The organism is Mycolicibacterium grossiae (genome assembly GCF_008329645.1).
Classification (GTDB): Bacteria; Actinomycetota; Actinomycetes; order Mycobacteriales; family Mycobacteriaceae; genus Mycobacterium; species Mycobacterium grossiae.
This window is the reverse complement of record NZ_CP043474.1, coordinates 2,631,673-2,645,633: the sequence shown is the minus strand read 5'-3', so window position 1 is coordinate 2,645,633 and position 13,961 is coordinate 2,631,673. Positions and strand designations below refer to the sequence as shown.

Below are 13,961 nucleotides of genomic sequence, written 5' to 3'. Positions count from 1 at the left end.
GGTCGGCGTCGGGCCGTGGAACGAGTAGATGATCGGGCCCAGCCTGCCGACGGCGGCGTTGACGTTGCGGGCACGCCGACGATGATGTGGGGATGCACCACTCGTGGGGAATCTCCGATGCCGACTTCACAAGGTGGTTCGTCATCGCGGCGACGATCGTGATGGTCGCTGCCATGTGCTACCGCTTCGTCGCGTTCCGTGGACGCCCCGCCCGGGAGGACGATCTCGACGGCGAGACCGTCGCCTTCCTCAGAGGTGGCCCGCAATGGGCGGTCTACTCCGCACTGGGGGCGCTGCGCACGACGGAGGCAGTAGATGCCGACAGCGGCGGAGCGCTCGTGCGGACCGGCCCGGCACCGAGCCGCGCAACCCGACTCGAGGAGGCGGTGTACGAGGCGGCGGTCGACCGCCATCGCGCGCGGGACGTGCCCGGCCTCCCCGTCGTCGGCGCCGCACTCGAACGCATCCGCGAGGACCTCGTGCGGACCGATCTCCTTGCCACTCCATCACGGCTTCGGCGGGTGCGGTGGTTCGTCTACGCACAACTGGTGATCGTCGCCGTCGGCGCGCTTCGCATCGTGACGAACCTCATCGACGGTGCGCCGCTGGGAACGCTGCCGGGCGCGTTCGTCCTCGTTGCCCTGTTCCTGCTGATCATGGCGCCCACACCGACGCGCACGCGCGCAGGCACGCACGTCCTCGTCGGCCTACGGCTCCGACATCCCGACCTGGCACCGTCGCAGACGTCGCCTTCCGTCACCCGCGGCGCTCGCGACGCCGCCATGGCCATCGGCGTCTTCGGCGCGGACTCGATGTATGCGCTCGATCCGACGTTCGCCGCGAGCATTGGAGTTCCTCGGCGCCGCCGCACGGTCACCGTCGATGGCAGTTCCGGGGGCTGACGGGCGGGGCCGGGCGACGCGACCGTCAGCGGAAATCGCCCAGAGCACCGACCGCCGTGAGCAGCACCGCGTTCTCCACGTCGTCGAGCGGCGCGGTCACCGACGGCAACGCGCGCTGGACGGCGAGTCCGTTGAGGACGGTCACGAGGAAGCGCGCCCGAAAGGCGTTGTCGCCGCGGGCGAGCGAGCCTTCGTCGACGAGGATCGACAGCCACGACTCGATCCGCCCGAGCGTCTGCCGTTCGAGTGCGAGGTAGCCCACGTCGCGGCCGTCGGCCGCCGCGGGGTCGATGAAGGCGCGGAACAGGCCTGCCCACACCTCGCGAGCCCGGCCCTCGACCCCCCCACGGGAGCGAGGATGTGGCGCAGGCATTCTAGCAGGCGGTCCTTGGGCGGAGCGGACGAGTCGCGGATCCGCTCATCCGGTAGCGCCTCCTGGTAGATCGACGCCAGCACCGCGTTCAGGAGTTCGCCTTGGGTGGGGAAGTGGTGACGGAGCGTCCCGAGGCCCACGCCCGCCCGGGCCGCCACGGCGCGCACACTCACGCGCGTGCCGTCGCCGGCCTTGGCGATGTCGCATGCCGCATCGAGGATCCTCCCCCGCGTATCGGACCTCTGAGCACGACCGTCGTCCACCACGTTGCCCAGACTAGTACGGCGTACTAATGTGAGCGGCTAGTACGCCGTACTACTGACTGGGAGGCTGCCATGCCCGAATTCGCCATCGGTTCCACCGTCCAGGTCACGGGTCCCGTGATGACGGGCAACGTCGGCACGGTCGTCTCGATCGACACCGCAGCGGCCAGATACCTCGTCAGGATCACCGACGTCACCCAGAACTACTTCACGGCGGACGAACTTACGGTCTTCGGCACCGAGTAATCCCTTGCTGATGCGGCGGATACGTGATGTCGCTCCCGTGCGGCGACACCGAACGAAGGAGCCGACGATGCCGAGCGTCGCGCACCGGACGATGCGGCGATACGGCGTCGCCGTCTCGTGCGTCGCGCTGGTCGCCGCGGCGACGATCGCGAATACCACCGGCGCCGAGGCTGACCCGGACGTACCGGCTCCACCGCTGCCGGTCTTCACGGCAACCTCCACCGCGTGGACACCTGCGGTCGGCGGGCGGTTCGCCGACCCGATCACCGAGGCGGACATCGCTGCCGTGCGGGAGATGTGTCAGTGGTTCGACGCCCAATTCGACACGTTGCTGGGCCAGATCGCCGCGGTCCAAACCACCTTGGTCGCACACCACGACGACTACTCCGCATCCGGGGTGCAGCAGCGAGTCGACGCAGTGACCGCCAACATCGACCAGTCGAACGCCTACCTCACCCCGAGGGCCGACGCGCTCGGCGAGAGCCGGACCTGCACCTACAGCAACACCCTCTACGTGTGCGATCACGGAACGAACGTCCCGGGTGGCGAATACCTCCGGGAGGTGGTGGAACAGCAGCAGCGCATTCGCGACGGGTTCGTCAACCACAACCCAGCGTTCGTCAACGAGATCGCCGTCGGACGGACGAACGCGGCAGCGGACGACGTTCGGCGTCGCGGCGTGTGCGCCTGACGTCGGTTCTCAGCTCGCCCGACCACTGTCCGGGTTGCGGCCGTGGTGCGCCCAGGAGGGGTCGGTGTCGAGCAGTTGGGCTGCGTCAGCGGAGACGACCGAGGCGTCGGCATCGGACGGCACCCGCAGGGCCTTGCGGACCGACTCGCGGTAGGTGGTGAGCCCGTCGGGCGGGGGGCTGATCACGGTGTCGATGTCGCGGTCCTTCATGACCGCGTCGTGGCGCAGTGACTCCACCAACGGCCGCACCAGATCAACGGGCATGGGGGTGAGGAAGGCGATGCCGCGGCTACTCAGCGCGGGGGTGACGAACGGCACCGAGACGAACCGCCGACGAGGGAGCCCGGCCGTCTCGGCGAAGTCACCCAGCATGTCGCGGTAGCGAAGGACGTTGGGGCCACCGATGTCCCAATTGCGCGACTCGGGAACGGAAGCCGTAGCCGCTTCGACGAGGTAGTACAGGACGTCGTCGATGGCGATGGGCTGTACCAGATGCCGCGCATACGTCGGGACCGGAAGGATCGGAAGGGCGGTGGCGAGCAACCGAATCATCTCGAAGGACGCCGATCCCGCGCCGATCACGACGCCGGCCTGCAGCGCCACCGTGTCGATCCCCGATTCGAGCAACGTGTCGCCGACGACGGTACGTGAGCGAAGGTGCTCCGACAGTTCCCCGGTACGGGGATGCAGTCCCCCGAGATAGATCAACCTCTCGACGCCGGCCGCGCGAGCGGCGGTCACCGCGTGCTGCGCCGCGTCGGCTTCGGCGTCGCTGAAATCGGTTGCGCTGCCCATGGAGTGCACCAGGTAGTAGACGACGTCGACGTCCGCGAAGGCCGGGGCGAGCGAGTCCGGGTCGGAGAGGTCGGCCGCGACGACGTCGACGTCGTCGACCCACGGCACCTCCTGCAGATGCCTCGGGTCGCGGGCCATCGCACGCACCTGGTGTCCCGCGGCGAGAAGTCGTGGAATCAGCCGGCCCCCGACATAGCCCGTCGAGCCGGTCACGAGACTTCGCACGGCGTTCCTCGTCCTTCGTCGTGATGGGCACAGTCGCCGGCGTTGAGCGGCCACCGCCTTATAGAGCGTCGTGACGACCGCCGACCTCAGACGTACCCCCTGCGCAACGAACCATGCCGTGCCGCCACGCTGAACCGCTGCCCCGAAGCGTGCGAGGCCCGCCCCACCCCGACCTGCTCCACACATGTCGAGTAATAGCATCGTCGGCATGGCTGACCCGGCCCGTAGACGGCTCTCCCCCGGCGACCGCCGCAACGAGCTGCTCGCGCTGGGCGCCGAGGTGTTCGGCCAACGGCCCTACGACGAAGTCCGCATCGACGAGATCGCCGAGCGGGCCGGTGTCTCACGAGCCCTGATGTACCACTACTTTCCGGACAAGCGCGCGTTCTTCGCCGCGGTCGTCCGTGCCGAAGGCGAGAAGCTCTTCGAAGCCACCAACACCCCCGCCCAGCCGGGACAGAGCCTCTTCGACCAGCTGCGCGCCGGCGTGCTGGCCTACGTGCACTACGACGAGGAGCACCCGCACGGCGCCTGGGCGGCGTACATGGGCATGGGTCGCTCCGATCCGGTGCTGCGCGGCATCGACGACGTCGACAACGACCGCCAGGCCGACCGGATCGCCATCCGCATCGCCGAGGCGGTCGGCGACGTCCTCGACGACGCGCTCGAACGCAACCTGCGGGTCATCGTCTACGGCTGGCTGGCCTTCACCTTCGAACTGTGCCGCCAGCGAGTGAAGGATCCGACGCTCGACGCGGCGTACGTCGCGGACTCCTGCGCGCACGCGCTGCTCGACGCGATCGCCCGGGTGCCGGGCATCCCGCCAGGTCTGACGGACGCCGTCACCAGTCGACCGGAGTGAACGCCGCGGCGACGGGGTAGCCGGACGCCATGACTCACGCATCGGACGAGCCGGGCCTCGTCGTCATCGGCAGCGGACCGGCCGGCCTCAGCGCGGCCGACGCGTTCCGCCAACGTGATTCGTCCACCCCGGTCACGATCCTGACCGACGACGAGGAACTGCCCTACGAGCGGCCCCCGCTGAGCAAGGAGTTCCTCCAGGGTGAGGCCGAGGCCGACGATGCCCAGTTGCATCCCGCCGACTGGTTCACCGAACACGACGTCCGCGTCCTGCGGGGCAGCGCCGTCGAGGCGATCGACGTCGCCGGACGCACCGTGCGCGTCGACGGAACGTCGCATCCCTACCGCTCGCTGGTCCTGGCGTGCGGCGCCGGGCCCGTCGCGCCCCCGTTCCCCGGCGGGGACACGGCCTTGCAACTACGCTCGCTGGCGGACGCGCGCCGCCTGCGGACCCGTGCCGAGGGTGCGACGTCGGCGGTCGTGATCGGCGCCGGGTTCATCGGCTGCGAGGCCGCCGCATCGCTCGCACGGCGCGGCGTCACCGCCACACTCGTCGCGCCGTCGGCGGTGCCGCAGGCCAAGCGGCTGGGCGAGCGGGCCGGCGGGCGCATCGTCGACATGCTGCGCGCTGCAGGTGCCGAGTACCGGGGCGGGGTGTCGGTGGAGGCGATCGAGGACGGCGTCGTCCGCCTCGACGACGGCAGCACCCTCGAGGCGGACCTCATCCTCGCGGCCACCGGTGTCCAGCCGCGGTCGGCACTCGCCGAGGCGGCCGGCATCGCCGTCGAGGACGGACGCATCCTGGTGGACGCGGGCATGCGCACGTCGGTCGACGGCGTCTTCGCCGCCGGTGACGTCGCCTGGGCGCACAACCCCGCAGCCGGCCGCCGCATCGCCGTGGAGCACTGGCAGGACGCCGACGACCACGGCGCGGTCGCCGGTGCCAACGCCGCCGGCGCCCGCGAGGAATGGACGTCGGTGCCGGGGTTCTGGACGACGATCGGCGACGCCACCCTCAAGTACCACGCCTGGGGCGACGGCTACGACGACGAGCACTTCGTCGACCACGGCGACGGCTTCACGGTCTGGTACGAACGCGACGGCTCGGTGGTGGCGGTGCTGACCCACGAGGCCGACGACGACTACGACCGCGGCGAGGAACTCGTCGCCAAGGGCCTGCCGCTCCCCGCCTCCCGCTAGCGATTCACGAGCGCTCTCGATCGCTGAGCGAACGAAAGCGCTCGTGAATCGCGGGAGACCTGTCGGTGGGGCGAGGCACCATGGACTGATGGCCACGAAAGCCGCGAAGACCGACCCCCTGACGCCGTTCAGCGCGCTCACCCGGGAGTGGTTCGCGGGCACGTTCCCCGAACCGACGGCCGCCCAGGCGCAGGCCTGGGCGGCCATCGCCGGCGGGGACAACACGCTGGTCATCGCACCGACGGGCTCCGGCAAGACCCTCGCGGCGTTCCTGTGGGCCATCGACCGGCTGGCCGCCACGCCACCCGAGACGCCGAAGCCGGGCACCCGCGTGCTCTACGTGTCCCCGCTCAAGGCGCTCGCCGTCGACGTCGAGCGCAACCTGTCCACGCCGCTGATCGGCATCACCCGCGTCGCGGAGCGCCTCGGCTCGCCCATCCCCGACATCACCGTCGGGGTCCGCTCCGGCGACACCACCCCGGCCCGTCGCCGGGAGCTGATCAGCAAGCCACCGGACATCCTCATCACGACGCCCGAGTCGCTGTTCCTCATGCTCACCTCGGCGGCCCGGGAGTCGCTCACCGACGTCACCACCGTCATCGTCGACGAGGTGCACGCCGTGGCCAACACCAAGCGCGGCGCCCACCTCGCCGTGTCGCTCGAACGGCTCGATCAGCTCCTCGACAAGCCGGCGCAACGCGTCGGCCTGTCCGCGACCGTCCGTCCACCCGAGGAGGTGGCGCGGTTCCTGTCCGGGGCCGCACCCACGACCATCGTGGCGCCACCCGCCGGCAAGACGTGGGACCTGGCCGTCCAGGTGCCGGTGCCCGACATGGCCAATCTCGAGAACAACACGATCTGGCCCGACGTCGAAGAGCAGATCGTCGACCTCATCGAGTCGCACAACAGCTCGATCGTCTTCGCCAACTCCCGCCGCCTCGCCGAGCGGCTCACGTCCCGGCTCAACGAGATCCACGCCGAACGCACCGGCGTCGAGATCCCCGACGGCCGCAACCCGAAGGTCGGCGGCGGTGCTCCGGCCCAGGTGATGGGCAGCGGACAGTCCTGGGGCGCCGAGCCGCTGCTGGCCAAGGCGCACCACGGCTCGGTCAGCAAGGAGCAGCGCGCCATCGTCGAGGAGGACCTGAAGACCGGCCGCCTCAAGGCCGTCGTCGCGACGTCCAGCCTCGAACTCGGCATCGACATGGGGTCGGTGGACCTCGTCATCCAGGTCGAGTCGCCGCCCTCGGTGGCGAGCGGCCTGCAACGCGTCGGTCGCGCCGGACACCAGGTCGGCGAGGTGTCCCGCGGCGTGCTGTTCCCCAAGCACCGCACCGATCTCATCGACTGCGCCGTGACGGTGCAGCGCATGCTCACCGGCGAGATCGAGACCATGAAGGTCCCCGCCAACCCCCTCGACGTGCTGGCCCAGCACACGGTGGCCGCCGCCGCGCTCGAACCCATCGACGCCGACCGCTGGTTCGAGGTGGTCCGCCGCGCCGCACCGTTCGCGACGTTGCCGCGCAGCGCATTCGAGGCCACGCTCGACCTGCTGTCCGGCAAGTACCCGTCCACCGAGTTCGCCGAGTTGCGGCCGCGCATGGTCTACGACCGCGACGCCGGCACGCTGACCTCGCGTCCCGGCGCGCAACGCCTGGCGGTCACCTCCGGCGGCGCGATCCCCGACCGCGGACTGTTCACCGTCTACCTCGCCACCAACGCCGATTCCGAGAAGCCCTCGCGCGTGGGCGAACTCGACGAGGAGATGGTGTACGAGTCGCGGCCCGGCGACGTCATCTCCCTGGGCGCCACCAGCTGGCGCATCACCGAGATCACCCATGACCGGGTGCTCGTCATCCCCGCCCCCGGTGAGCCCGCGCGGTTGCCGTTCTGGCGCGGTGACGGCGTCGGCCGGCCCGCCGAACTCGGGGCGGCGATCGGCGCGTTCACCGGTCAGCTCGCCGGTCTGGCGCGCGCCGAGTTCGAGGCGCGCTGCGCGACCATGGGCTTCAACGACTTCGCCACCGACAACCTCTTCCAGCTCCTCTCCGAGCAGCGCGAGGCCACCGGCACCGTCCCCACCGACGCGACGTTCCTCGTCGAACGCTTCCGCGACGAACTCGGCGACTGGCGGGTCATCCTGCACTCGCCCTACGGCCTGCGCGTGCACGGTCCGCTGGCGCTGGCGATCGGCCGCCGCCTGCGCGAGCGCTACGGCATCGACGAGAAGCCCACCGCATCCGACGACGGCATCATCGTCCGGCTGCCCGACACCGAGGACGCGCCACCCGGCGCCGACCTGTTCGTCTTCGACGCCGACGAGATCGAGCCGATCGTCACCGCGGAGGTCGGCGGCTCGGCGCTCTTCGCGTCGCGCTTCCGCGAATGCGCGGCGCGCGCCCTGCTGCTGCCACGCCGCCACCCCGGCAAGCGCTCGCCGCTGTGGCACCAGCGTCAGCGTGCGGCGCAACTGCTCGACGTCGCCCGCAAGTACCCCGACTTCCCGATCGTGCTCGAAACGGTGCGGGAGTGCTTGCAGGACGTCTACGACGTTCCCACGCTCATCGACCTGATGACGCGCGTCGCCAACCGGCGCATCCGCATCCTCGAGGTCGAGACGTCGACGCCGTCGCCGTTCGCCGCATCGCTGCTGTTCGGCTACGTCGGCGCGTTCATGTACGAGGGCGACAGCCCACTGGCCGAACGACGCGCCGCCGCCCTGTCGCTCGACAGCGTCCTGCTGTCGGAACTGCTCGGCCGCGTGGAGCTACGCGAGCTGCTGGACCCGCAGGTCATCGAGTCGACGATCACACAGCTGCAGCACCTCGCTCCCGACCGCGCCGCCCGCGACGCCGAGGGGGTCGCCGACCTGCTGCGACTCCTCGGACCACTCACCGAAACCGAAGTCGCACAACGCTCCACGGCCACCGACGTCGGCGGCTGGCTCGAGGGGCTGCGGGCCGCCCGCCGCGCGCTCACGGTCAACTTCGCCGGCGAGACGTGGTGGGTCGCCATCGAGGACATGGGCCTGCTGCGCGACGGCATCGGCATCGCGGTGCCGGTCGGCGTGCCGGCGACCTTCACCGGGACCGTCAACGATCCGCTCGGCGAACTCCTGGGCCGCTACGCCCGTACGCGAGGGCCGTTCACCACCGCCGAGGCCGCAGCGCGCTTCGGTCTCGGTCTGCGGGTCGCCGCGGACGTCCTGGGCCGCATGTCGGTGGACGGCAAGCTGGTGCGCGGCGAATTCGTCGATCCGCCCGCACCCGAACCCGGCACAGCCGTGGTCTCGGGCGAACAGTGGTGCGACGCCGACGTTCTGAAGATCCTGCGCCGCCGGTCGTTGGCCGCTCTGCGCGCGCAGGTGGAGCCGGTCAGCACCGCCGCGTACGCCCGCTTCCTTCCGGCGTGGCAGAACGTCGGCTCGACCCGCAACGCCGGGGTGGACGGTCTGGCGGGCGTCATCGACCAGCTGTCCGGTGTCGCGATCCCCGCCTCCGCGGTCGAGCCGCTGGTCTTCGGTCAGCGCGTCCGGGACTACCAGCCGGCGATGCTCGACGAACTGCTGGCCTCCGGCGAGGTGACGTGGGCCGGCGCCGGGCCGATCGCCGGCTCCGACGGCTGGATCGCCTTCCACACCGCGGATTCGGCACCGCTGACGCTCGGCGCCCCGGCGGAGATCGAGTTCACCGACACCCACCGCGAGATCATGGCGACGCTGCACGGCGGCGGGGCGTACTTCTTCCGCCAGCTGAGCGCCGGCCTGACGGCCGGCGACGACGCCGTGAAACAGGCGCTGTGGGAACTGATCTGGGCGGGGTGGGTCACCGGTGACACCTTCGCCCCGGTGCGGGCGGTGCTGACCGGGACGCGCAGCCGGGGCGGCGCCCACCGGCAACGCCAGCGCCCGCCCCGGTTGAGCCGCTACAGCGTCGCGCACGCACAGACCCGGACGTCGGATCCGACGGTCGCCGGCCGCTGGTCGGCGCTGCCCAGCCCGGAACCGGACTCGACGATCCGCACGCACTTCCAGGCCGACCTGCTGCTGAGCCGCTACGGCGTGCTCACCAAGGGGTCCGCCGAGGACACGCCCGGCGGCTTCGCGATGCTGTACAAGGTACTCAGCGCCTTCGAGGAGGCGGGCCGCTGCCAGCGCGGCTACTTCGTCGAGTCGTTGGGCGGCGCGCAGTTCGCGGTGGCGTCGACCGTCGACCGGCTGCGCGGCTACCTCGACGACGTCGATCCCGAGAAGCGCGCCTTCGACGCCGTCGTGCTCGCGGCGGCGGACCCCGCGAATCCCTACGGCGCCGCACTGCCGTGGCCCGCGCAGGGCACTCACCGACCGGGACGCAAGGCGGGCGCGCTGGTGGTCCTCGTCGACGGCGAGCTGGTGTGGTTCCTCGAGCGCGGCGGCCGCACGCTGCTGTCGTATTCGGACGACGCCGAGGCGCACCACGCCGCCGCGGTGGCCCTGGTCGACCTCGTCGGCAGCGGTCGTCTGCAGGCGCTGCTCGTCGAGAAGGTCAATGGGACGGCGGTTCTGGACCCGTCCGCTGCCGTCGACCTGACCTCGGTCGCGGACGCCTTGGTCGCCGCGGGCTTCTCCCGCACGCCACGGGGCCTGCGGCTCCGCTAGCGCCGGCTTCGTCAAAATTGACGAAACACCGGCGGGATGTGCCCATACTGGCCGCATGGTCTCGCTCATCGTCCACCTGATTCTCGGCATCGCCGTCATCGCCTGGATCGTCCGGGCCAATCCGCGGATCTTCGCCCGCCCCGCCGGCGGACCGGCGCTCTCGGCGATGGAGATCGTGCTGTACGCCGTCGGCATTGCCTCCATCGCGCTGGGCTACTACTTCAACCACCAGTTCGTCGACCAGTACGCCGTCGACGGCGGCAACCCGATCTGGGGTCCGGGCAGCTGGCAGGAATTCATCGCACTCGGCTACGCGAACCCCGCGGCGGCGTCGGCGAGCCAGGACTACACGATCATCAACGTCATCCTGCTCCCGCTCTTCACGATCTGGGACGGCCACCGGCGCGGCATCCGTCGACCGTGGCTGTTCTTCGTCTCGAGCCTGTTCACCAGTTGCGCCTTCGCCTACGCGTTCTACTTCGCCGTCGTCGAACGCCAGCACCGGCACCAGAAGGCGGCCGCCGGGCTGTCCCCGATCCCCGCCTGACACGCCCGCCTGCCTATGGTTTGGGCATGGCGTTGCGTACGGCACTGACCGCGCTGCTCGGCATCGAGCACCCCATCGTGAGCGCACCCATGGGTGACGTCGCCGGCGGCGCGCTGGCCGCAGCCGTGTCCTCCGGTGGTGGGCTCGGCATGGTCGGCAGTGGCGATGCCGACTGGCTGCGGCGGGAATGCGCGCTGGCCCGGACGGGCACCGAACGGCCGTGGGGCGTCGGCCTGCTGGCGTGGGCGATCGACGCGCAGACGCTCGGCTGGGTGATCGACCAGCGGCCGGCACTCATCATGCTGTCGTTCGGCGATCCGACGCCGTTCGCCGCGGCGATCCGCGACGGCGGCATCCCGTTGGCGGTACAGGTGACCACGCTCGACGACGCCCGCCGCGCCGTCGACGTCGGCGCTGACTTGGTCGTGGCCCAGGGCGGCGAGGCCGGCGGCCATGGCGAAGGTCGCGGCACGTTGCCGTTCGTTCCGGCCGTCGTGGACGCCGCCGGCAGCACTCCGGTACTCGCCGCCGGTGGCATCGCCGATGGCCGCGGGCTGGCCGCCGCCCTGGTCCTCGGCGCCGCGGGCGCCGTGATCGGCACCCGGTTCGAGGCGACCCACGAAGCCCTCGTCGACGCCACCGAAGCCGACGCCATCACCGCCGCGTCGGCCGCCGACACCACCCGCGACCGGGTGATGGACGTCGTCCGCGACTCCCCGTGGCCGCACCGCTTCACCGCCCGGACGCTGCGCAACCGGTTCACCGACGCCTGGCACGAGCACGAGGACGCGCTGCGCTTCGACGCCAACGCCAAGGCGGAGTTCCTCGCCGGCGTCGACCGCGGCGACCCCGACTACCTGCCGGTGTGGGCGGGTGAGGCCGTCGACCTCATCGACCGCCTCGAGCCCGCTGCCGACCTCGTCGGACGCATCGCCGCCGACGCCGCCCGGGTCCTCGCGGACACCCGGCGGCTGACGACCGACCCGGACTAGACGCCGGTGTGCGGGGTCGGGCTCTGGGCCGATTCCCACTTCGATTCGAGCGTGCGCACCACGACGGTGCCGGCCGCCATGTCGACGTCGAACGTCTCGCCGTCGTCGGTCTCCAGCGTGATCAGCTGGCCCGTCTCGCTCGGCGTCTTGTGCACGACGCGGTAGGACCGCTCCGCGCCGTCACCGCGGTCGAGCAGCACCACGTCACCGGGGCTGACGTCCTCGATGTGATCGTTGCTGGTCTGTTCGGACATGGTGACTCGATAGCCGAAAACCTCCGACTCGAAACTCAGCCCTGCGACGGCCGCGGGTGCGCGCAATAGAACTCGAGGTGCCGGCGCGCGCACGCCTCCCACGTCAGCGACTCGGCGAGCGCGCGCCCGCCGGCCGGACCGGGTCCGCCCTCGACGGCGGCGGCCAGCGCCCCGGCGAACCCGTCCGCCGTGGACGCGTAGGCCACCGTGTCGCCGAACACCTCGCGCAGCACCGGCAGGTCCCTGGTGACGACGGGCCGGCCGGCGGCCAGCGCCTCCAGCGCGGCGAGCCCAAAACCCTCCTTGGTCGACGGGAATGCGAACGCCGCCGACGCCGCCACCAGGCTGGGCAGCTCGGCGTCCGCGACGGAGCCGAGGATGGTCGGCACGACGCCGAGATCGGCGCACCGATCGTCGAACGCGGTGCGGTACGCGCGGTAGTCGAACAGCGTCTCACCGCCCGCGATCACCAGGGTGACGTCCGGAACCCGTTGTCGCAGAATGTGGTACGCCTCCACGAGGTCGATGGTTCCCTTGCGCGGCTCGATGCCTCCGACGGCGAGCACGTAGCGGCCCAGCCGATGTTGCCATCGCTGCCGCGCACTCACACCGGAGGGGCCGGCCGCGGCGGCGAACCGGTCCGCCCGCACACCGTTCGGGATGACGGTGGGGTGCAGTGCCCATCCGTGGGCGACCTCGCCGGCCACCGCTGCCGACACGCAGATCCGGGCGTACGGCTCGACGACGGCCTTCTCGTGACATTCGGCGAGCACCGGCGTCGTGAACTCGTCGAGGTGGTGGATGGTGCGGATGCACGTCCCGACGGCGTTGGCACTGATGCAGTCCTGCGCGTGCACCACGTCGTAGTCGCCATCGCCGGCTGCGCCACCGAAGGCGTCACGCAACGACGCGATGGAACGGACGATGCGCTCGGTCACCGTCTCGTCGCGCTCGGGGAAGTCGACCAGGCGCACGCGCACGCCCGGCTCCAAGTCGCGGAAGAACCCGCGGTCGCCCCGACGCGCCAGGGACCACACCGTGACGTCCGCACCGAGCGCGGTGAGCGCCTCGGCCAGGTTCAGGGTGTGCACCACGCCGCCGCGCGGCTTGGTCGAATAGGTGAGCAGGGCGACGCGCACGGATCACGCCCCCGCGCCGTAGGCGTCGGTACGCCGCTCGGCCAGGTGATCCAAGACCCGTCGTGCCCGGCCGATCTCGGCTTCGACGTCGATCGTGACCTTGGCCAGGCCGCCCTTGGCGCCGGTGCTCGCCAGCACGTCACCGCCGGGCCCGACCACCTTGGCCTGCCCGAGGAACCGCAGGGCGCCCATGACCCCGGTCTGGTTCGACGACACCAGCACGACCTGGTTCTCGGCCGCCCGGGCGCAGTCGTACAGGTCGAACAATCGGGACTGCCGGTCGGCGGGCAGCCGCGACGCGCGGTCGGTGACACTGGCCGGCCACGCCGACAGTGCAGCGATCACCTGGGCGCCGCCGAGGGCCAGCGTGCGCGCCGCCTCGGGGAACGTCTTGTCGTAGTCGATGAGCATCCCGACCCGACCGACGGGCGTGTCGAACGTGGTGAACTCGTCACCGGCGAGGTAGGCGAGGCCCTCCCCGGCGGGTTGATGCACCTTGCGGTGCGTGCCGAGGATGCCATCGCCGCACACGCAGATCGCGGCGTTGTAGCGCCCGCGGGGCGCCTCTTCCGCGTATCCGATGCACACCGTCATCGGTCCCGCCGCAGCGCTGACGGCGGCGATCTCCGGACCCTCGGGGTCGAGCGCCGGCGGCGGATCCTGCGGATCGGGCGCGCGCAGGTCCCCGATGTACCCGCCCAGGCAGGCGTCGGGGAGGACCAAGAGGTCCACGCCGTCACGGCGTGCGCCGTCGATGATGCCGAGCACCTTGGCCAGACCACGTTCCAGGTCGCGACCGAAGTTCGCGGCGACGGCTCCCAGCGTGACGAGCCCCAA

Annotated in this window: 13 protein-coding genes; 8 read left to right on the top strand and 5 right to left on the bottom strand. The window is 71.2% G+C overall.

Annotation, left to right across the window (positions count from 1 at the left end):
* Positions 1 to 92: 92 nt before the first annotated feature.
* Positions 93 to 902, top strand: a complete 810-nt coding sequence (locus tag FZ046_RS12660) for a TIGR04222 domain-containing membrane protein (protein WP_070352083.1) — start codon at positions 93 to 95, stop codon at positions 900 to 902.
* Between the two features lie 25 nt (positions 903 to 927).
* Here the strand turns inward: FZ046_RS12660 and FZ046_RS27880 are convergent, their stop codons facing one another.
* Positions 928 to 1,221 carry a hypothetical protein gene (locus FZ046_RS27880; protein ID WP_246182981.1) on the bottom strand — a complete coding sequence of 98 codons (294 nt, stop codon included), beginning with the start codon at positions 1,219 to 1,221 and terminating at the stop codon, positions 928 to 930.
* 389 nt (positions 1,222 to 1,610) lie between these two features.
* Here FZ046_RS27880 and FZ046_RS27410 point away from each other — a divergent pair, with 389 nt between their 5' ends.
* Together FZ046_RS27410 and FZ046_RS12650 are read left to right on the top strand one after the other, a co-directional pair.
* Positions 1,611 to 1,784, top strand: a complete 174-nt coding sequence (locus tag FZ046_RS27410; RefSeq protein WP_170292431.1) for a hypothetical protein — start codon at positions 1,611 to 1,613, stop codon at positions 1,782 to 1,784.
* Between the two features lie 67 nt (positions 1,785 to 1,851).
* Positions 1,852 to 2,475: a hypothetical protein gene (locus FZ046_RS12650; protein WP_070352081.1), complete on the top strand. Its 624-nt coding sequence runs from the start codon at positions 1,852 to 1,854 to the stop codon at positions 2,473 to 2,475.
* 9 nt (positions 2,476 to 2,484) lie between these two features.
* Here the strand turns inward: FZ046_RS12650 and FZ046_RS12645 are convergent, their stop codons facing one another.
* A complete protein-coding gene (locus tag FZ046_RS12645) occupies positions 2,485 to 3,483 on the bottom strand; it encodes an NAD(P)H-binding protein (protein WP_246183034.1) in 999 nt (332 codons plus the stop codon).
* Positions 3,484 to 3,703: 220 nt separating this feature from the next.
* Here FZ046_RS12645 and FZ046_RS12640 point away from each other — a divergent pair, with 220 nt between their 5' ends.
* The 5 genes from FZ046_RS12640 (at position 3,704) to FZ046_RS12620 (ending at position 11,731) form a co-directional block, all read left to right on the top strand.
* The gene (locus FZ046_RS12640; RefSeq protein ID WP_070352080.1) at positions 3,704 to 4,357 is read left to right on the top strand and encodes a TetR/AcrR family transcriptional regulator; all 654 of its coding nucleotides are present in this window, start codon (positions 3,704 to 3,706) and stop codon (positions 4,355 to 4,357) included.
* A gap of 29 nt (positions 4,358 to 4,386) precedes the next feature.
* Complete coding sequence (locus FZ046_RS12635; RefSeq protein ID WP_070352079.1) at positions 4,387 to 5,556, top strand: NAD(P)/FAD-dependent oxidoreductase; 1,170 nt, start codon at positions 4,387 to 4,389, stop codon at positions 5,554 to 5,556.
* A gap of 88 nt (positions 5,557 to 5,644) precedes the next feature.
* Positions 5,645 to 10,192, top strand: coding sequence for an ATP-dependent helicase (locus FZ046_RS12630; protein WP_070352078.1), 4,548 nt, complete (start codon positions 5,645 to 5,647; stop codon positions 10,190 to 10,192).
* Between the two features lie 55 nt (positions 10,193 to 10,247).
* Entirely contained in the window at positions 10,248 to 10,739 is a 492-nt protein-coding gene (locus FZ046_RS12625) for a DUF2834 domain-containing protein (protein WP_070352077.1), read from the top strand.
* Positions 10,740 to 10,765: 26 nt separating this feature from the next.
* Positions 10,766 to 11,731 (top strand): NAD(P)H-dependent flavin oxidoreductase, encoded by a 966-nt coding sequence (locus FZ046_RS12620; protein ID WP_070352076.1) that lies wholly within the window; start codon positions 10,766 to 10,768, stop codon positions 11,729 to 11,731.
* On the opposite strand, the gene FZ046_RS12615 is transcribed toward FZ046_RS12620, so the two are convergent.
* Genes FZ046_RS12615 through FZ046_RS12605 form a run of 3 tightly spaced genes read right to left on the bottom strand, consistent with a single transcriptional unit; the run spans position 11,728 to position 13,961 of the window.
* Positions 11,728 to 11,985 carry a hypothetical protein gene (locus tag FZ046_RS12615; RefSeq protein ID WP_070352121.1) on the bottom strand — a complete coding sequence of 86 codons (258 nt, stop codon included), beginning with the start codon at positions 11,983 to 11,985 and terminating at the stop codon, positions 11,728 to 11,730. The genes FZ046_RS12620 and FZ046_RS12615 overlap by 4 nt on opposite strands.
* Positions 11,986 to 12,020: 35 nt before the next feature.
* Positions 12,021 to 13,124, bottom strand: a complete 1,104-nt coding sequence (locus FZ046_RS12610; protein WP_070352075.1) for an MSMEG_0565 family glycosyltransferase — start codon at positions 13,122 to 13,124, stop codon at positions 12,021 to 12,023.
* A 3-nt stretch (positions 13,125 to 13,127) separates the two neighbouring features.
* Positions 13,128 to 13,961, bottom strand: a complete 834-nt coding sequence (locus FZ046_RS12605) for a carbon-nitrogen hydrolase family protein (protein ID WP_070352074.1) — start codon at positions 13,959 to 13,961, stop codon at positions 13,128 to 13,130.